Source organism: Bradyrhizobium ottawaense (genome assembly GCF_002278135.3).
In the GTDB taxonomy this organism is placed as follows: Bacteria; Pseudomonadota; Alphaproteobacteria; order Rhizobiales; family Xanthobacteraceae; genus Bradyrhizobium; species Bradyrhizobium ottawaense.
On record NZ_CP029425.2, the window covers coordinates 8,027,590 to 8,045,611 of the forward strand.

The window sequence follows — 18,022 nt, forward strand, 5'->3', positions numbered from 1 at the left end:
CAGAACCGACAATCAGATCACGAGCACCGCCCGTATCAGGCGGGTCTCCAAGGACCGGAATCGGATAGTGCACGCCCTACGCCCGCTGCTTCGCAAATCGCTGTTCAACCTGTTCGCTGCCACGCTCGCATGTGCCGCGCTGCTCGCGCCGCGCGGGGCGAGCGCCGAAGCGCTGCTGCTGATCGAGGCCGACACCGGTAAGGTGTTGCAGGCCGATAACGCGACCATTCCCTGGTATCCGGCCTCCGTCACCAAGATCATGACAGCCTATGTGACGTTGAGGGCGGTCAAGGACGGCAGGCTGACGCTCGACACACTGCTCACGGTTTCGCCGACGGCGGCCTCGCAATCACCCTCGAAGATGGGGTTCCGTCCGGGAACGCAGCTCACCGTCGACAACGCGTTGAAGATGATGATGGTCAAGTCGGCGAACGACATGGCCGTGGTGCTCGCCGAAGGCGTCGGCGGTTCGATCGACGGTTTCTCCGCGATGATGAACGATACCGCGAAGAAGCTCGGCATGACGCAGACCAGCTACGTCAATCCGAACGGCCTGCCCGCCGACGGCCAGATCACGTCGGCGCGCGACCTCGGCATCCTCGCGCGCTCGTTCCTGCGCGACCTGCCGGAATACGAATACTTCGTGCACATCCCGGCGATCCGCTTCGGCAAGCGAACCACCGGCAATTTCAACAAGCTGATCGGCCGCTATCCCGGCGCCGACGGTTTCAAGACCGGCTTCATCTGCGCCTCCGGCTACAACCTCGTCGCCTCGGCCACCCGCAACGGGCGCCGGCTGATCGCGGTGGTGCTCGGCGCCAATTCCGGCACCGCGCGCGCGGTGAAGGCGGCGCAGCTGCTGGAGCGCGGCTTCAGCCAGGACAATCTGACGTGGCTGCGCCCCTCGCTCGGCACGGTCGATAACCTCGTGCCGGTCGATGCCTCGCCGCCGAACCTGCGCGACGAGATGTGCGGCGGCCATCGCAAGCGGCCGGCCAGCGACGACGACGATGCGCTGATTGCGGCCAATGGCGGCACCAGCGGATCGGCCTCGGCCACCGGCGGCGAAGCCCAGGTGACCTTCTTCACCGCCGGCCTCCAGCCGCCCCTGATGAAGGCCTCCGAGCTGATGGCCTCGGCTCCCGCGGCGGCCGAGCCCGTGCTGGTCTATACCGGCCCGACCCGCACCGGCACCGCCCTGATCGCGGCGGTCGCGGCCGATGCCGACCAGCAGGCCGCGTCAAAGCCGCGTGGCAAGAAGTCGCGCGTGGCCAAGAAGCCTGACGCGGCCGACAAGCCGAAAGACGCGGGCAAGGACGCCGCCAAGGACACCAAGACAGCGGCCGTGAAGCCTGTCGCCAAGCCGGCTGAGGCCAAGGGCAACGATAAGAGCGACGCGAAGACCGCGGCGAAGCCGGCGGCGCCCAAGCATGCTGCCGCCAAGCACGACGCGGCGGCAAAACCCGCCGAGAAGCCCGCGGCTAGCAGCGATCCGAAGCCCGCCAAGCCCAAGGCCGCGACAAAGCCCGCCGCCAAGCCGGCCAACAACAGTTAACGGCGCGCCGAGCCGGGACCCCGCGCTTCGCACCTGCGGCAGCGCGATAACTCGACGATTCCGGTAGCCACTCCCTGACCGATGTCTTAAGCCTCGACGACTTGCCACCCGTTCCGGCAGGCTCGATACTGGCAGCAATGAGGCAAGCCCGAGACACAGCGGGCTCTGGTAGATGAGGGGAGTTTTCCATGGAGCGCATCTGGCTCAAGCAATATCCGCCCGGCGTGCCCGCCGATATCGAGCCGACCCAATACGCATCGCTGGTCGATCTTCTTGAAGAGAGCTTCACCAAGTTCGCCGACCGCAAGGCGTTCATCTGCATGGACAAGTCCATCAGCTATCGCGACCTCGACCAGATGTCGGTCGCGCTCGCCGCCTATTTGCAGGGCCGCGGGCTGCAGCGCGGCGCCCGCATCGCCATCATGATGCCGAACGTGCTGCAATATCCGATCGCGACCGCCGCCGCGCTGCGCGCCGGTTTCGCGGTGGTCAATGTCAATCCGCTCTACACCCCGCGCGAGCTCGAGCACCAGCTCAAGGATTCCGGCGCCGAAGCCATCATCGTGCTGGAGAACTTCGCCCACACCGTCGAGCAGGTGATCGCCAGGACGCAGGTCAAGCACGTGATCGTCGGCAGCATGGGCGACCTGCTCGGCTTCAAGGGCGTGATCGTCAATCTCGTCGTCCGCCGCGTCAAGAAGATGGTACCGGCATGGTCGCTGCCGGGCTCGATCTCCTTCAACGATGCGCTGTCGGCCGGCCGCGGCATGACCTTCAACAAGCCAAAACTCTCGCCGGGCGACGTCGCCTTCCTGCAATATACCGGCGGCACCACCGGCGTCTCCAAGGGCGCCACCCTGCTCCACCGCAACATCGTCGCCAACGTCCTGCAGAACGACGCCTGGCTCCAGCCGGCGCTCGCCGCGCCGCCGCATGTCGACCAGCTCATGATCGTCTGCGCGCTGCCGCTCTATCACATCTTCGCGCTGACGGCCTGCTACCTGCTCGCGGTGCGCGCCGGCGGCTGCAATCTCCTGATCCCCAACCCGCGCGACATCGCCGGCTTCGTCAAGGAGCTGGCGAAATACCAGGTCAACAGCTTCCCGGCCGTGAACACGCTCTACAACGGCCTGATGCACCACCCTGATTTCAAGAAGCTCGACTTCTCCAAGCTGAAGATCTCCAACGGCGGCGGCATGGCGGTGCAGCGCCCCGTGGCCGATCAATGGAAGGCGATCACCGGCTGCTTCATCGCCGAGGGTTACGGCCTGTCGGAGACTTCGCCGACGCTGACCTGCAATCCGGCAACGGCAACCGAGTTCACCGGGACGATCGGCATTCCCGTGCCGTCGACCTACATCTCGATCCGCGACGACGACGGCAACGAGGTGCCGCTCGGCCAGGCGGGCGAGATCTGCGCCAAGGGTCCGCAGGTGATGTCGGGCTACTGGAACAGGCCCGAGGAGACCGCCAAGGTGATGACCGCGGACGGCTATTTCCGCACCGGCGACATCGGCATCATGGACGAGAAGGGCTACACCAAGATCGTCGACCGCAAGAAGGACATGATCCTGGTCTCCGGCTTCAACGTCTATCCGAACGAGATCGAGGAAGTGATCGCGAGTCATCCGGGCGTGCTCGAATGCGCCGTGATCGGCATCCCCGATTCCAAGTCGGGCGAAGCGGTGAAGGCTTTCGTGGTGAAGAAGGATCAGAACCTCACCGCTGAGGCGGTGATCAAATTCTGTCACGAGCAGCTCACCGGCTACAAGGTGCCCAAGCACATCGAATTCCGGAGCGACCTGCCCAAGACCAATGTCGGCAAGATCCTGCGACGCGAACTGCGCGACGAGAAGAAGGCTCAGGCGGCGTAAGCGCGTCGCCGATTCATGACCGCGGTCGGCGATATCACGCCATCGGGCATTCTCGCCTTCTGGCGCGAGGCCGGCCGCGAGCGCTGGTACGAGCGCAGCGACGCTTTCGACGCGGAAGTCAGGCGCCGCTTCCTTGCTTTGTGGCAGAAGGCGGTCGCCGGCGAGATCGCTTCATGGGAGGCAAGCGATGACGGCGCACTCGCGCTGGTCATCGTACTCGACCAATTCCCCCGCAACATGTTCCGCGGCACGCCCCAGGCCTTTGCCAGCGATGCGCTGGCGCGCGACGTCGCCCGCCGGGCGATCGATCGCGGTGTCGATGCCAGGGTCGATCCGGTCCTGCTCGAATTCCTTTATTTGCCCTTCATGCATTCGGAGCACCTGCCCGACCAGCTGCACTGCGTCGCGCTGTTTCAGAACACCGAGAATGCCGAAAACCTGAAATACGCCCGGGAGCACGCCGACATCATCCAGCGGTTCGGCCGGTTTCCCCACCGCAACCACCTGCTCGGCCGCGACAGCACCGAGGAAGAGCAGGCCTTCCTCGACAAGGGCGGCTTCGCCGGTTGATGACATCACGGTGAAGGGGCCCCACCCTCACCGCTTCGCCCGCCAGCAATATTGTGCAGGCCCGCGGCACGGTCTAATAAGCGGGATCGATATTCAGGGAGACCGACAATGGCGATCCAGACTGGCGACAAGCTGCCCGAGGCGAAATTCCGCGTGATGACGGCGGAAGGCCCGCAGGTGAAGACCACCGACGATATCTTCAAGGGCAAGAAGGTGGCGCTGTTCGCGGTGCCCGGCGCCTATACCGGCACCTGCCACAAGATGCATCTGCCGAGCATCTTCCTCAACGCCTATGCCCTGAAGGACAAGGGCGTCGACAGCATCGCCATCGTGTCCGTCAACGACGCCTTCGTCATGAACGCCTGGAAGCGCGACACCGACCAGCGCGACGAGGCTATCTTCCTCGCCGACGGCAATGCCGATTTCACCAAGGCGATCGGCATGGAGCTGGACGCCTCCGCCAACGGCCTCGGCATCCGCTCCAAGCGCTATTCGATGCTGGTCGAGGACGGCGTGGTGAAGAAGCTGAACCTCGAGGCGATGCCCGGCAAGGTCGAGGTCTCCGGCGGCGATACGCTGCTCGGGCAGCTGTAAGGCGGCCACCGCTTTCAGCCAATCACTCGGTGTCGTCCCGGCGAACGCCGGGACCCATACTCTCAGGGTGGAGTAGCGGAGCGAGCTGGTCACCACGAGTCTTCGCCAAACTCGACCCGGTGGGTATGGATCCCGGCTTTCGCCGGGATGACGGCAGTGAGTGGAGCGCCGGCAGCCCCCTACTCCGCCAGCCTCTGCTGCAACCTAGCCTTCACGATCCCGTCCCGCGCCAGCTGATCGGCACGCTCGTTCTCTGGATGCCCGGCATGGCCTTTGACCCAATGCCAGCGGACCTCGTGCGCCTTCAGCGCGGCATCCAGGCGCTGCCATAGCTCGACATTCTTCACCGGCTTCTTGTCGGCGGTGCGCCAGCCGTTGCGCTTCCAGCCATGAATCCAGCCGGTGATGCCCTGCCTGACATACTGGCTGTCGGTGTAGAGATCGACCGTGCACGGCTTCTTCAGCGCTTCGAGCGCCGAGATCGCCGCCATCAGCTCCATCTGGTTGTTGGTGGTATGGCGCTCGCCGCCGTTCAACTCTTTTTCCTTGTCGCCGAACTTCAGGATCGCGCCCCAGCCGCCCGGCCCGGGATTTCCCGAGCAGGCGCCATCGGTATAGATCGTGACATTGGGAAGCTCGCTCACGCGACCAATCCTGACGGCATCAGCCCGTAATCGCGTACGCTCGTCACGCTCTGGTGGAAGCGCAGCTTGCGGACATATTCCAGCGGATCCTTCGGCTTGACCAGCGCGCCTTCGGGGACGTTGAGCCAGTCGACCAGCCGCGTCAGCAGGAAGCGGATCGCAGCACCCCGCGCCAGCAGCGGCAGTGCGGCCTCTTCGGCCTCGCTCAGCTTTCGCACGCGGCCATAAGCATTGAGGAAGGCGCGCGCCTTGGTGACGTTGAAGGAATGATCCGGCTCGAAGCACCAGGCGTTGAGGCAGATCGCGACGTCATAGGCCAGCATGTCGTTGCAGGCGAAGGTGAAGTCGATGATCCCCGAGAGCTGGTCGCCGAGGAAGAAGACGTTGTCGTTGAAGAGGTCGGCGTGGATCACGCCCTCCGGCAGATCGCCCGGCCAGATCCCGCTCGAGAGATGGTCGAGCTCGGTCGCCAGGAAAGCGCGCAGGCCCGGCTGCACCTCGTCGGCGCGGTTCGAAGCCGCATCGAACAGGGGCCGCCAGCCCGCGACCGACAGCGCATTGGCGCGCCGAACCGCAAAATTCGCGCCGGCCAGATGCATCTTCGCCAGCGCCCCGCCGACACCGGCGCAATGGGCCACGTTCGGCTTGCGCGGCCACATGCCTTCGAGAAAGGTGATGATCGCCGCGGGACGCCCCGACAGCTCGCGCAACGCCTCGCCGTCTCTTCCCTTCACCGGCAGCGGGCAGTTGATGCCGTGCTCGGCCAGATGCGTCATCAGGGCGAGGAAGAACGGCAAATCGTTCTTCGCCACGCGCTTCTCGTAGAGCGTGAGGATGAACGAGCCCTCGGTCGTATGCAGCAGGAAGTTGGTATTCTCGACGCCCTCGGCGATGCCCTTGTAGGAGAGCAATTCGCCGAGCTCGTATTGCTTCAGGAAATCCGCAAGCTCGTCGGCGGCAACGTCGGTGTAGACCGCCATAAAGGTCTACTCGGCGGCGGCTTCGGGGCGCACCTGACGCGGCAGCGGGAAGAACTCGTTCTCCTCCGCGGCCGAGACCGTCTCCACATGCAGCGTGTAGCGCTCGGCGAAGGCGTCCATGATCTCCTCGACGATCACTTCCGGCGCGGACGCGCCCGCGGTGATGCCGAGGCTCTTGATGTTGCCGAACTTGTCCCAGTCGATGTCAGTGGCACGCTGCGCCAGCACCGCAATCCCGCAGCCCTCGCGCTCGGCGACCTCGCGCAGGCGCTGCGAGTTCGACGAATTGGGGGCACCGACGACGATGAGCGCGTCGACCACCGGCGCCACCTTCTTCACCGCGAGCTGGCGGTTGGTGGTGGCGTAGCAGATGTCTTCCTTGTGCGGCCCGTTGATGTTCGGGAAGCGCTCCTTCAGCAGCGCCACGATCTCCGCGGTGTCGTCGATCGACAGCGTGGTCTGGGTCACGAAGGCGAGGTTGTTGGGGTCCTTCGGGGAGATGGTCTTGGCGTCCTCGGCGGTCTCGATCAGGGTCACGGCGCCGGTCGGAAGCTGGCCGAGCGTGCCGACCACTTCGGGGTGATGGGAGTGGCCGATCAGGAAGATCTCGCGGCCACGCTTGAAGTGGATCGCGGCCTCGCGGTGCACCTTGGTCACCAGCGGGCAGGTCGCATCCAGCGAGAACAGATTGCGGGACTGGGCGTCGGCCGGAACCGATTTCGGCACGCCATGGGCCGAGAACACCACCGGCGCGCTGGTGTTTTCAGGGATTTCGGCCAGCTCCTCGACGAAGATGGCGCCCTTCTTCTTCAACCCGTCGACGACATACTTGTTGTGCACAATCTCATGGCGAACATAGACGGGGGCGCCGTACTTATCGAGCGCCCGTTCCACGGTGTCGATCGCCCGGACCACCCCGGCGCAGAAGCCACGGGGAGAACAAAGCACGATCTTGAGGTCTGGTTTGGCTGACATTGAGCGATCTCGGGACCGAATCACCTCGCCAAATGGGCGGGAAGCGGTCGATGGATGGAATAGGGCTTGGGTACGGGCTTACAGGGAATTGGGCCCCCTTTCGGGCGCTGTCAAGGCACTATCTATAGCAGAACCATTGCGTGGCTACCCCCTCCGGGCTTATATAGCGCGAATTCCCAGTCATCGCTGATGACCACCGGTTTCGCCTCCAGAGGGGTGGGCGAAGCACAAAGGAGATTTGCCATGAGCAACGCACCTCTGATGCCCAAGGCGACCGCCGTCTGGCTGCTCGACAACACCGCGCTGACCTTCGACCAGGTCGCCGATTTCACCAAGATGCATCCCCTCGAGGTGCGCGCAATCGCCGACGGCGATGCTGCCCAGGGCATCAAGGGCATGGATCCCCTCTCCAACGGCCAGCTGACCCGCGAGGAGATCGAGAAGGGCGAGAGGAATCCGGATTATCGGCTCCGCCTCCAGGAGAGCAAGGTGGTGCTGCCGCCCCAGCCCAAGCGCAAGGGCCCGCGCTACACCCCGGTCTCGCGCCGCCACGAACGTCCGAGCGCCATCCTCTGGCTGCTGCGCAACCATGCCGAGCTCAAGGACGCCCAGATCATGCGCCTGGTCGGCACCACCAAGAGCACCATCGCGAGCGTGCGGGACCGAACCCACTGGAACACCTCCCAGCTGACCCCGATCGACCCCGTCACCCTCGGCCTCTGCTCGCAGATCGAGCTCGATTTCGAGGTGGCGCGCGCGGCCAAGGAGAAGCCGATCGACGCAGCCTATGGCGGTGCCACGCTGCTGCCGGCCTCCGAGACCACCAAGAAGGACGAGTTCGAGCCGGCCGAGCGATCGAACGACGACCTCAACCTCGACGCCGTGTTCGCCAAGCTGAAGACGCTCGGCGGCAAGAAGCAGGAAGACGAGGAAGAGTAGTTCCTCTCCCTCTCTTCCGTTCGCTTAAAACGCAAAAAGCGCGGCAGGAAACCTGCCGCGCTTTTGTTTTCCCCCTCTCCCGGTGGTCGTCCCCGCGAACGCGGGGACCCATAACCCCAGGGAGAGGTTTGGCGAAGACTCGTCGTTCGGTACTGCGCTTTCTATCGATAGCTTCCGCGGTATGGGTCCCGGCGTTCGCCGGGACGACAGCGGAATTCGTTGCTCTACGCGAGCGCTCCTCAGAACTTGTACGTCACGCCGGCGCCGACCAGCCACGGATCGATATGCGCGGTGCCGGTGACCGGCAGGCCGGAGACGGTGGCGCTGTAGTCCGGACGCAGCCAGAGCTTCTTGACGTCGACGTTGAGACCCCAGTGCCGGTCGATCATGTAGTCGAAGCCGAACTGCACGGCGCCGCCCCAGGCGTTGCTGACATGCAGGTTGGTGGTGGTGGCGACGATCGCGGGCGGACCGGCGATTGCGGCAGGCGAATTGGCCGCGGAATTGTTGAAGAACACGGTGTAGTTCACACCGGCGCCAACATACGGCTTGAAAGCGCCGAACTGGTCGAAGTGATATTGCAGCGTCAGCGTCGGCGGCAGCAGCGTGGTCTTGCCGATCGGCAGGTTCGCGAGCGAGCCGGTGCCGCTGATCGAGTGCCGGGTCACGCCGAGGATCAGCTCCGCGGCGATGTTCTTGGTGAAGAAGTAGCTGATGTCGAGCTCGGGGACGACCTGATCGCTGATCGAAAGGCCGGAGTTCGGCGAGGACAGCGAGGGCACGCCCGCCACATTGACGGTCGAGCCGCCGGCATCCGGCAACACGCCGAGCACGCGCAGACGCACCATCCACGGATTGAACGCCTCCACCGGCGGCGGCGCCTTCTTGTAAACCGGCAAATCGGCAGCCTGCACCGATGCAAACGTGCCCGCGAGCATCGCGCCAACCGTCGCAAGCCGCGCCAGGTTTCTTGTCGTTCTCTGCATTTCAATCCCCTTCAGCCTTCACTCGCGCGTCGTTGCGCGACATGAGCGTCAGAGCAGAAGGGGGGCGCCGAAGGATTTGACTTCGATCAATTCAGCCAGACGCAGCCACGATTTGGCCACGGCGTTGCAGATCTGTCACGGAAATCACGAATGCGGGGTGCGCGGCGCGGCAGGATAATGCCGCACCTCACATCAGGGCCGCTCGGGATGGTTCAGCATGTATTCGCCGAGGTCGCGCTGGCGGCGATCTGCACGGGCGGTGGCGGCGTTGCGCTGAACGTCGCGATCCTTGCGGCAGGCCACGTATTCCGGCGATCCCTGCGCATTGCCCCGGCTCAGGCAGACCGCATCGTCATCGTCGCCGCCCACCGCTACCGGCGTCTGGTAGCGCGCGGAGCAGGCGGAAAGAGCGATGGCAAGCAGCACAGCTGCAAGCAGGCGCGGCGCGGCGGCGAATGGCATACGAGGTCCCCTATTGGCCGGCCCTGTTTAGCGCGGAATGAGGAGATTGTAAGTCGGCAACACCGTCATACCGGGCGATGCGAGCATCGAACCCGGAATGACAGACCAGCTTCGCCTCACACCCGCCCCTTCAGCGCCTCCCCGATCTCGTCGAGCGTCTTGGGATCCTCGATCGTCGCCGGCATGGTCCAGGACTCGCCGTCGGCGATCTTCTTGATGGTGCCGCGCAGAATCTTGCCGGAGCGTGTCTTGGGCAGGCGGCCGACGGTGATCGCGAGCTTGAAGGCGGCGACCGGGCCGAGCTTGTCGCGCACCAGCGCGACGATCTCCTTCTCGATCTCGGCGGGCGCACGCTTCACGCCGGCCTTGAGCACCAGGAAGCCGCAGGGCACCTCGCCCTTGATCGCGTCCTTGACGCCGAGCACGGCACATTCGGCAACATCGGGATGCGAGGCCAGGATCTCCTCCATGCCGCCGGTGGAGAGCCGATGGCCGGCGACGTTGATGATGTCGTCGGTGCGGCCCATGACGAAGACATAGCCGTCCTCGTCCTTGTAGCCGGCATCCGAGGTCTTGTAATAGCCGGGGAATTCGCTGAGATAAGCCTCCCTGAAGCGTGCATCCTGATTCCACAGGGTCGGCAGGCAGCCCGGCGGCATCGGCAGCTTGATGACGATCGAGCCCATGGTGTTGGGCCCGACCGGCTTTGCCGCCTCGTCGACCACGTCGACCTGGTAGCCCGGCATCGGCACCGTCGGCGAGCCGTGCTTCACCGGCAGCATGCCGAGCCCGACCGGGTTGCCGGCGATGCACCAGCCGGTCTCGGTCTGCCACCAATGGTCGATCACCGGCACCTTCAGCTGCTGCTCCGCCCATTCGACCGTCGGCGGATCGGCACGCTCGCCGGCGAGGAACAGCGTGCGGAACTTCGACAGGTCGTATTGCCGGATGAACTTTCCTTCCGGATCGTCTTTCCGGATCGCGCGGAACGCGGTCGGCGCAGTGAAGAACGCGACCGCCTTGTGCTCGGCGATCACGCGCCAGAATGCGCCGGCGTCGGGCGTGCCGACCGGCTTGCCCTCATACATGATCGTCGTCGCGCCGTGCAGCAGCGGCCCGTAGACGATGTAGCTGTGGCCGACCACCCAGCCGATGTCGGAGCCGCACCACCACACCTCGCCCGGCTTGACGCCATAGAGGTTGAACATCGACCATTTCACCGCGACGAGATGGCCGCCATTGTCGCGCACGACGCCCTTCGGGATACCCGTGGTGCCCGAGGTGTAGAGGATGTAGAGCGGATCGGTCGCGGCAACAGCCGCGCAGGGCGCCTTCTTGCCGTCGTTCATCGCCTTGCGGCGCAGGCTCGCCCAATCGTAGTCCCGTCCCGGGGCCAGGTCGCAAGTGAGCTGCGGGCGTTGCAGCACGATGCAGGCCTTCGGCTTGCTGCCGGCAAGCCTGATCGCCTCGTCGAGCAGCGGCTTGTACTGCACGATGCGGCCGGGCTCGATCCCGCAGCTTGCGGAGAGAATGAGTTTCGGCTGCGCGTCGTCGATGCGGGTGGCGAGCTCCTTGGCTGCAAAGCCGCCGAACACCACGGAGTGCACCGCGCCGATCCGCGCGCAGGCGAGCATCGCGACCACGGCCTCCGGCACCATCGGCATATAGAGGATGACGCGGTCGCCCTTGGCGACGCCGAAATCCTGCATGATGGCGCCAAGCGCCTGCACCTCGTTCAGCAGTTCGGCATAGGTGAGCTTGGTGACGCTGCCCGTGAGCGGCGAATCGTGGATCAGCGCGACCTGGTCGGCGCGCCCGCCTTCGACATGGCGGTCGAGCGCGTTGTAGCAGGTATTGACGACGCCGCCGGCGAACCAGCGGCCGTAGGTCCCTTGCGAGGGGTCGAAGATGGTCTTCGGCGGCTCGATCCAGTCGATCTCTTTCGCGGCCTCGGCCCAGAAGCCTTCGGGATCGGCCAGCGAGCGCGCATGGACCTCGTGATAACTGCTCTTGCCCTGGATGTTCATTCCCGCGCTCCCGTTACCTTTATCGGCCTGACCTCGAACCTTGCGGCGCGGCGGTCGCCCCGCCATGACCCGGATCAAGTGTCGGCCTTGTTTGAGAGGTATTTTCCCGGGAACGGGCCGCGGTTCAAGCTGAAAAGGATGGGTTATCTCTCCCTCTCCCCGCTTGCGGCAGGGCTATCGCATATGGGGTATGGGCTAGGGGGGCACGACAGTACCCACATCGTCATGGCCGGGCTTGTCCCGGCCATCCACGCCTTTCCATAACGCACGGAGAACGTGGATGCCCGGGACAAGCCCGGGCATGACGACCTCTGCTAGATGTTCAATTGCCCTGCCGCTCACGGCAGGGAGAGGCGAAGAGCCCGCCTCAGCTCTCCGTCGCGTTCAGCTTCTGCAACCGCTCCTGCATGACCTTCCTCAGATCATAGCCCGGCCGGCCGAAGCTGGCGTTGCGGAGGCTAAGGAAATCGCGCTGGGTCTTGCGCAGCTCGCCAGCCGAGCGCTTGCCCGCCGATTTCAGCACGCGCTCATAGGTCTCGGCGATCTGGCGGTCGAGCGCGCCCAACTGCGGATCGGCGCAGATCACCTTCTCGACCTCGCGCTTCGCGCTCGCGCATGCGAAGGACGGACCATTGCCGGACGCCGCATTCAGCGCCCGCGGCGGCTCATCGCCGAATTTCGCGATCTCCGCGATCATGCTGCGGCGGCCGTTGGCAGCGTTCTCGTTGCCGGGATCGAGCTTGAGCGCCGTCTCGTAATCGGCCAGCGCCTTCCTGCGCTCGCCCATCTTCTTGTACAGCACGGCGCGGTTGTTGTAGGTCAGCGCGAAATTCGGATCGATCTTCAGCGCAGCCTCGTAGTCACCGAGCGCGGCTCCGAACTCACCCTTGAACTGGTAGGAATCGCCGCGGTTGGTGAAGAAGTTCGGCCGGGGCGCGAGGCGCAGCGCCTGATCGTAATCGGCGATCGCCTTGTCGTACTCTTTCATGGCAGCATAGGTGAGCCCGCGATTGTCAAAATATTCGGGCACCTTCGGATCGAGCCTGATCGCTTCGCCGTCGTCGGCCACCGCCTTGTCGAGCTGGCCGAGCTTCTTGTAAGCGGCGCCGCGGTTGGTGTAGGTGCGCGGACGGTTGGGATCGAGCCGCAGCGCCTCGCTGAGATCCTTGATCGCCTTCTCGTTGTCGCCGCCGAGATAGTAGTTCACGCCGCGGTCGGACCATGCCTGTGCATCATCCGGCTTCAGCTTGATGGCCTGGTCGTAATCGGCGAGCGCACGATCAAGCCTGCGCTGGGTGGTGTACACGACACCGCGCAACTCGTAAGCCTCCGCATCCTGCGGATCGAGCTCGATCGCCTTGCTCAGATCCGCCGCCGCGCGGTTGAGATCCCCGTCGGCCTCGCGCAAGAGGTCGCCGCGCAGGCGCCAGGCCTTTGCATTCTTGCCGTCGATTGCGATGGCGCGGTCGATGTCCCGCAGGGCTTGCGTGAGGCCGCCAGAAGTCCGGGCATTGGCGTCGGCGCGAACCAGCAGCGCCGCGGCGCGGTCGGACGCGGGACTTGCGCCCTGGTCGATGATGACGGTGCACGCCGGGATCAGCTCCACGGGAACAGCCTTGCTGCCCATCACGCAATCGGCGCCCGCCGAGGCGGGGGCTGCAAGGACGAGGCTCATCGCCGCCCCGAGAAGAAAAGCGCGAAGCGAGATTTTGGCAAGCGAAAGCGCTTGCGCGGAAGGATGCGTGCCGCACATGGCAGAGTGCTCCGTGACGTCGGGTTCTCACCGTTGTCGCGGCAGGGAAGAAATGGGTTCAAGTCGGCTCTGTCTACGCCGTCATGGCCGAGCTTGTCCCGGCCATCCAGGTCTCACGCGCGGCACAAAGAACGTGGATGCCCGGGACAAGCCCGGGCATGACGAGCTCTCGTGCAGCAACGGGCCTAATATCCGTCTACCCCGTTGAGTCGCAGCAAGCGCTCCTGCATCGCCTTCTTCAGATCATACCCCGCCCGGCCGTACCCGGCATTGCGGCGGGCGATGAACTCATCCTGCTCGCGCTGGAGGTTCTTCGCTTCCGCCGGATTGCGCGCCTCCCGGATCACCCGGGCATTCGATGCAAAGATCTCGCGGTCGAGATCGGCGAGTTCGCGGTTGCCGCAGATCGCCTTCTCCACGGCACGGGCCGCACGCCTGCAGTTGAAGCTGGGCTTGCCGGCGACCGCCATCTGCGCGCCGATCCGCTCCAGCTCGCGCGCCATTGCCTTGTGATTGGCCTTGGCCTTCTCGTGGTTCGGGTCGATCTTGAGCGCCGCGCCGAAATCCTGCACCGCCTTGGGCTTGTCGCCCTTCCTCAGCCAGAGCTCACCGCGAGCGTTCCAGATGTCGGCGAGCGCAGGGTCGAGCGAAAGAGCGCGGCTGTCGTCGGCGATGGCGCGGTCGACCTGGTCGTGCCGCGCATAGAGCGCCGCGCGCGCGATCAGCGCCTTGATCAGATCCCCCTTCGCCGTCTTCTCATTGTCGATCACGCCGGCGCAGGCCGTGGCAGCCTTGTCCACATCGTCTGCCGCGGTCGCCGCGAGGCATGAGGCGACATCGACCTGTATCACCGCAGCCGGTTCGCCGCCGGTCGCAGCCCGGGCGGCATTCAGCGACAGCGCGCAAAACAATACGGCACCTGACAGTTGAATGAGTCTTTGAAAACACATGCTCGTTGCGGTCGGTGTCTTGCTTTGTAGCTTGCCTTACGTCTTGCCTCGGGGCCGTACTATCCATCATACGGCCGGATTGGTGCTAGCTTGTGGCGCCGCTCAGACCGGCTTCGGGGATCATCGTGTCGACATTCGAATGGATCATCGCGCTTCTGCTCGGCGCCGTTGCCTTATCGGCGCTGGCGCGGCGGATCAAGGTCCCCTACCCGACCTTTCTGGCGATCGGCGGCGCGCTGATCGCCTTCGCGCCGTCCAGTCCGTCCTGGGCGCTGGAGCCGGACCTGGCCTTGGCGCTTTTTGTCGCACCGGTGCTGCTCGATGCCGCCTTCGACACCTCGCTGCGCGATCTGCGCAACAATTGGGTTCCGGTCTCGACCCTGGTCGTCGCCGCGGTCGGCTTGACCACGGCCGGCGTCGCCTTCGTCGCGCACCGGCTGATGCCCGATATGCCGTGGGCCGCCGCGGTCGCGCTCGGTGCCATCGTGGCCCCGCCCGATGCGGCCGCTGCGGTCGCGATCCTGAGCCAGGTCAAGCTGCCGCACCGCATGGTGAAAGTCCTGGAAGGCGAGAGCCTGCTCAACGACGCGAGCGCGCTCCTGATCTACCGCATCGCGGTCGGTGCCGTCGCCACCGAGCATCTAACATGGAGCCAGGTCGCGCCGACGATGGCGCTCGCGCTGGTCGGCAGCGTCGTCGCCGGCCTGCTCGCGGGCTACATCATCCCGCTGCTCCTGGAACGGGTCAAGGAAGCACCCAGCGCGATCATCGTGCAGTTCGCCACCACCTTCATGGTCTGGATCGCCGCGGAGCATCTCGGCCTCTCCGGCATCCTCACCATCGTCGTCTACGCCATCACCATGGCGCGCACGGCGGGGGCGCGCATGCCAGCACGGCTGCGGGTGCCGTCTTATGCGGTGTGGGAAACGATGGTGTTCGTGCTCAACGTGCTCGCCTTCATGCTGATCGGCATGCAGATGCGGCCGATCTGGACGCGGCTGGATGCGGACGTGCGCTGGGAATATTGCGTGGCCGCTGGCTGGATCCTGCTGACGGTGATCCTGGTGCGCCTCGCCTGGGTGACGTTCTATCGCACGACCTTGCGGGTGCTGGTCGCGCAGGGGATCTATCATCCGAACGACCCCAGGGCCGTCGCCTCGCCCAAGGGCGGCCTCATCATCTCCTGGTGCGGCATGCGCGGCCTCGTCACGCTCGCCACAGCTTTTGCGCTGCCGGAGAATTTTCCCTATCGCGACTTCATCGTCTTCATCGCCTTTGCGGTGGTGCTGGGATCGCTGGTGATCCAGGGCCTGACGCTGCGGCCGCTGATCCTGGCGTTCGGCCTCAAGGACGACGATCCCGTCGGCAACGAGGTCGCGCGCGCACGCGCCGTCGCCTATCGTGCCGCGCTCGATGCGATCGAGAGCGATCCGTCCGAGGAGGCCGAGATCCTGCGGCTGGAATATCGCGCCATCCTGATGCAGGCCGGGAGCGATCCCAACGGCGGCATCGCCAGTGGCGAGCTGCCCGCCGATCCCCTGCGCCGCCGCGCCATCGCGGCCGCGCGCAAATCGATCTTCGACCTCCGCGCCACCGAAGTGATCGGCGACGATGCCTTCCACCGGCTCGAAGAGGAGCTCGATCGCGCAGAATTGAGCGCGGGGGGATGAGGTAGCGCAGCCACAAACTCGGTGTCGTCCCGGACAAGCGAGCCCCAAGCGCGCGCAGATCCGGGACCCATAACCACAGGACGTCATCGTGACACGAGGTTGGCAACTCCAAATCTTCGCCAAACACAATCCTGTGGTTATGGGTCCCGGGCTCGCGCTACGCGCGCCCCGGGACGACGGCCGGCATTGAACCAAACCCCACCTCCCCAGACTCATTCCTGATGACGACCCTGACCGACGACCGTCGTGTACGCGCGCGTGATGCGTCGCCTGCACGATATTTTTATCTCCACATGGCCCTGGCCTGCGCGGCCACAGCTTTTCTCGGCTTCGCACCGACCTATTGGGTTCCGCTCGCCAACCGGACGTTGTCCGCGAGCCCCGTGATTCACTTTCACGGACTCTTGTTCTTCACCTGGTCTGTCTATTTCGTGCTTCAGACCTGGCTTGCGGCCTCGGGCCGCCTCGTCAATCATCGTTCGCTCGGCATCGCCGGCGTCTCGCTCGCCACCGCGATGACGATCTTCGGCTTCCTCGCCTCCGTGCACGTGATGCAGCATTCCGCAGCCCTCGGACAACGCGAGGCCGGCATCGGCTTCTCGATCGTGCCGATGAGCGGGATTGCGTTCTTCGCAATCGTGTTCGTGCTCGCAATCATGAACACCCGCAGAGGAGAGATTCACAAGCGCCTGATGCTGCTCGCCGCGGTCTCGATCCTCGATGCCGCGATCGCGCGCTGGTTCCTGACCTTCCTGGCGCCTCCCGGGCCACCCGGCCCGCCGCCGGTGCCGGTGACGATCGCGCCCGCCGTCGTCGCATCGCTCCTGCTCGTCGTCGCCATGGTGCGCGACTGGCGCACCGAAGGCCGCGTGCATCCGGTCTACATCTATGGCACGCTCGCGCTGCTGGCGGTGAAGGTCTTGAACTGGCCGATCAGCGAGACGGCTGCGTGGCACGCATTTGCCGGCGGGATACTGGCGCTGGCGCAGTGAGTAGCCAAACACTCCATTGTCGTCCCGGGGCGCGCGAAGCGCGAACCCGGGACCCATAACCACAGGGAGTAGTTACCTTGGTGAGCTGGTCACCGCGAGTCTTCGCCAAACCACGTCCTGTGGTTATGGGTCCCGGATCTGCGCTGCGCTTGTCCGGGACGACAGTGAAGCGTCAGGCGGCGCCTACGCCCCCGCCTTGCACGTGATCCCGCCGTCGACCACGAGCTCGATCCCCGTCACATATTTCGACTCGTCGGACGCCAGAAACAGCGCGGCGTTGGCGACGTCGAAGGCATCGCCCATGTGACCCATCGGCACCTGCGCATCGCGCGCGCGCCACATCGCTTCGACATCGCCCTTGGCGTAGCTGCTCGCAAGACCTGCGGAGTGCTCGACCATCGGCGTCTTCATCAGGCCGGGCAGGATCGCGTTGACGCGGACATGGTGCCGCGCGAACTCGATCGCGGTGGTGCGCGTCATCTGGTTCATCGCGGCCTTCGAGGTGCCGTAGGTGACGTAGGAGATGCCCATGTGGCGGATCGAGGCGATCGAGGAGATGTTGATGATCGAGCCGCCGCCCTGCTTCACCATCACGGGAATGACGTGCTTCATGGCGAAATAGGCGCTCTTGAGATTGACGCTGAAGACGCGGTCCCAGCTCTCCTCGGTCACCTCGACCACGCTGCCCATCTCTGCGATGCCGACATTGTTGTCGAGCACGTCGATGCGGCCATAGGCCTTCAGGCAGGCCGCCACCATCGCCTCGACCTCGCTCGCGCGGGACACATCGGCGGTGAAGGCGGTCGCCTTGCCGCCTTCGCCGGTGATGATCTTCGCGGTCTCCTCGGCAGCGGCACCGTTGCGGTCGACGCAAAACACCTGCGCGCCCTCGCGCGCGAAGGTCACCGCGGTCGCCTTGCCGTTGCCCCAGCCCGGTCCGATCGAGCCGGCCCCCACCACCATCGCAACCTTGCCCTTGAGCCGATCCATCATGTGTCTCCTTGTTGTTGTTCTTCTTGTAGCCCGGACGGGGCGTAAGCGTAATCCGGCG

At 65.1% G+C, this 18,022-nt stretch carries 16 protein-coding genes; 7 read left to right on the forward strand and 9 right to left on the reverse strand.

What is annotated here, in order from left to right; translation table 11 throughout:
- The first annotated feature begins 67 nt into the window (after window positions 1–67).
- The 4 genes from CIT37_RS37485 (at window position 68) to CIT37_RS37500 (ending at window position 4,593) form a co-directional block, all read left to right on the forward strand.
- Entirely contained in the window at window positions 68–1,555 is a 1,488-nt protein-coding gene (locus CIT37_RS37485; RefSeq protein ID WP_038948863.1) for a D-alanyl-D-alanine carboxypeptidase family protein, read from the forward strand.
- 188 nt (window positions 1,556–1,743) lie between these two features.
- Window positions 1,744–3,429, forward strand: coding sequence for a long-chain fatty acid--CoA ligase (locus CIT37_RS37490; RefSeq protein WP_028140696.1), 1,686 nt, complete (start codon window positions 1,744–1,746; stop codon window positions 3,427–3,429).
- A gap of 15 nt (window positions 3,430–3,444) precedes the next feature.
- Window positions 3,445–3,999: a DUF924 family protein gene (locus tag CIT37_RS37495; protein WP_028140697.1), complete on the forward strand. Its 555-nt coding sequence runs from the start codon at window positions 3,445–3,447 to the stop codon at window positions 3,997–3,999.
- A gap of 108 nt (window positions 4,000–4,107) precedes the next feature.
- Window positions 4,108–4,593, forward strand: a complete 486-nt coding sequence (locus CIT37_RS37500; protein ID WP_018321314.1) for a peroxiredoxin — start codon at window positions 4,108–4,110, stop codon at window positions 4,591–4,593.
- A 179-nt stretch (window positions 4,594–4,772) separates the two neighbouring features.
- Here the strand turns inward: CIT37_RS37500 and rnhA are convergent, their stop codons facing one another.
- The 3 genes from rnhA to ispH are packed head-to-tail and all read right to left on the reverse strand — an operon-like array spanning window position 4,773 to window position 7,192.
- A complete protein-coding gene (gene rnhA / locus CIT37_RS37505; protein ID WP_028140698.1) occupies window positions 4,773–5,237 on the reverse strand; it encodes a ribonuclease HI in 465 nt (154 codons plus the stop codon).
- Entirely contained in the window at window positions 5,234–6,217 is a 984-nt protein-coding gene (locus tag CIT37_RS37510; RefSeq protein WP_028140699.1) for a homoserine kinase, read from the reverse strand. The genes rnhA and CIT37_RS37510 overlap by 4 nt, the downstream gene beginning before the upstream one ends.
- A gap of 6 nt (window positions 6,218–6,223) precedes the next feature.
- On the reverse strand, window positions 6,224–7,192 hold the full coding sequence (gene ispH / locus CIT37_RS37515) for a 4-hydroxy-3-methylbut-2-enyl diphosphate reductase (RefSeq protein WP_028140700.1): 969 nt from the start codon (window positions 7,190–7,192) through the stop codon (window positions 6,224–6,226).
- 243 nt (window positions 7,193–7,435) lie between these two features.
- Here ispH and CIT37_RS37520 point away from each other — a divergent pair, with 243 nt between their 5' ends.
- A complete protein-coding gene (locus CIT37_RS37520) occupies window positions 7,436–8,131 on the forward strand; it encodes a DUF1013 domain-containing protein (protein ID WP_028140701.1) in 696 nt (231 codons plus the stop codon).
- A 239-nt stretch (window positions 8,132–8,370) separates the two neighbouring features.
- Here CIT37_RS37520 and CIT37_RS37525 read toward each other — a convergent pair whose 3' ends face one another.
- The 5 genes from CIT37_RS37525 to CIT37_RS37545 all read right to left on the reverse strand — a co-directional run bounded on the left by CIT37_RS37525 (window position 8,371) and on the right by CIT37_RS37545 (window position 14,309).
- On the reverse strand, window positions 8,371–9,117 hold the full coding sequence (locus CIT37_RS37525) for an OmpW/AlkL family protein (RefSeq protein WP_028140702.1): 747 nt from the start codon (window positions 9,115–9,117) through the stop codon (window positions 8,371–8,373).
- Window positions 9,118–9,309: 192 nt separating this feature from the next.
- Window positions 9,310–9,579 carry a hypothetical protein gene (locus CIT37_RS37530; protein ID WP_038948868.1) on the reverse strand — a complete coding sequence of 90 codons (270 nt, stop codon included), beginning with the start codon at window positions 9,577–9,579 and terminating at the stop codon, window positions 9,310–9,312.
- 116 nt (window positions 9,580–9,695) lie between these two features.
- Window positions 9,696–11,606: a propionyl-CoA synthetase gene (locus CIT37_RS37535; protein ID WP_028140704.1), complete on the reverse strand. Its 1,911-nt coding sequence runs from the start codon at window positions 11,604–11,606 to the stop codon at window positions 9,696–9,698.
- A gap of 367 nt (window positions 11,607–11,973) precedes the next feature.
- Window positions 11,974–13,359, reverse strand: coding sequence for a tetratricopeptide repeat protein (locus CIT37_RS37540; protein WP_095426852.1), 1,386 nt, complete (start codon window positions 13,357–13,359; stop codon window positions 11,974–11,976).
- A gap of 185 nt (window positions 13,360–13,544) precedes the next feature.
- The gene (locus tag CIT37_RS37545; protein ID WP_038973146.1) at window positions 13,545–14,309 is read right to left on the reverse strand and encodes a tetratricopeptide repeat protein; all 765 of its coding nucleotides are present in this window, start codon (window positions 14,307–14,309) and stop codon (window positions 13,545–13,547) included.
- Window positions 14,310–14,434: 125 nt separating this feature from the next.
- On the opposite strand from CIT37_RS37545, the gene CIT37_RS37550 reads away from it, so the two are divergent.
- Both CIT37_RS37550 and CIT37_RS37555 read left to right on the forward strand, forming a co-directional pair.
- Window positions 14,435–15,979: a cation:proton antiporter gene (locus tag CIT37_RS37550; protein WP_038973148.1), complete on the forward strand. Its 1,545-nt coding sequence runs from the start codon at window positions 14,435–14,437 to the stop codon at window positions 15,977–15,979.
- A 221-nt stretch (window positions 15,980–16,200) separates the two neighbouring features.
- Entirely contained in the window at window positions 16,201–16,971 is a 771-nt protein-coding gene (locus CIT37_RS37555; RefSeq protein ID WP_095426851.1) for a hypothetical protein, read from the forward strand.
- A 183-nt stretch (window positions 16,972–17,154) separates the two neighbouring features.
- Here the strand turns inward: CIT37_RS37555 and CIT37_RS37560 are convergent, their stop codons facing one another.
- The gene (locus tag CIT37_RS37560) at window positions 17,155–17,961 is read right to left on the reverse strand and encodes an SDR family NAD(P)-dependent oxidoreductase (RefSeq protein WP_038973149.1); all 807 of its coding nucleotides are present in this window, start codon (window positions 17,959–17,961) and stop codon (window positions 17,155–17,157) included.
- Window positions 17,962–18,022: the final 61 nt, after the last annotated feature.

What these genes read in the sequence shown, in the direction of transcription:
- CIT37_RS37490 (WP_028140696.1), top strand. Translation starts at nt 1,744, where the DNA reads ATGGAGCGCATCTGGCTCAAGCAATATCCGCCCGGCGTGCCCGCCGAT.
- CIT37_RS37495 (WP_028140697.1), top strand. Translation starts at nt 3,445, where the DNA reads ATGACCGCGGTCGGCGATATCACGCCATCGGGCATTCTCGCCTTCTGG.
- CIT37_RS37500 (WP_018321314.1), top strand. Translation starts at nt 4,108, where the DNA reads ATGGCGATCCAGACTGGCGACAAGCTGCCCGAGGCGAAATTCCGCGTG.
- CIT37_RS37510 (WP_028140699.1), bottom strand. Translation starts at nt 6,217, where the DNA reads ATGGCGGTCTACACCGACGTTGCCGCCGACGAGCTTGCGGATTTCCTG.
- ispH (WP_028140700.1), bottom strand. Translation starts at nt 7,192, where the DNA reads ATGTCAGCCAAACCAGACCTCAAGATCGTGCTTTGTTCTCCCCGTGGC.
- CIT37_RS37520 (WP_028140701.1), top strand. Translation starts at nt 7,436, where the DNA reads ATGAGCAACGCACCTCTGATGCCCAAGGCGACCGCCGTCTGGCTGCTC.
- CIT37_RS37525 (WP_028140702.1), bottom strand. Translation starts at nt 9,117, where the DNA reads ATGCAGAGAACGACAAGAAACCTGGCGCGGCTTGCGACGGTTGGCGCG.
- CIT37_RS37530 (WP_038948868.1), bottom strand. Translation starts at nt 9,579, where the DNA reads ATGCCATTCGCCGCCGCGCCGCGCCTGCTTGCAGCTGTGCTGCTTGCC.
- CIT37_RS37535 (WP_028140704.1), bottom strand. Translation starts at nt 11,606, where the DNA reads ATGAACATCCAGGGCAAGAGCAGTTATCACGAGGTCCATGCGCGCTCG.
- CIT37_RS37540 (WP_095426852.1), bottom strand. Translation starts at nt 13,359, where the DNA reads ATGTGCGGCACGCATCCTTCCGCGCAAGCGCTTTCGCTTGCCAAAATC.
- CIT37_RS37545 (WP_038973146.1), bottom strand. Translation starts at nt 14,309, where the DNA reads ATGTGTTTTCAAAGACTCATTCAACTGTCAGGTGCCGTATTGTTTTGC.
- CIT37_RS37555 (WP_095426851.1), top strand. Translation starts at nt 16,201, where the DNA reads ATGACGACCCTGACCGACGACCGTCGTGTACGCGCGCGTGATGCGTCG.
- CIT37_RS37560 (WP_038973149.1), bottom strand. Translation starts at nt 17,961, where the DNA reads ATGGATCGGCTCAAGGGCAAGGTTGCGATGGTGGTGGGGGCCGGCTCG.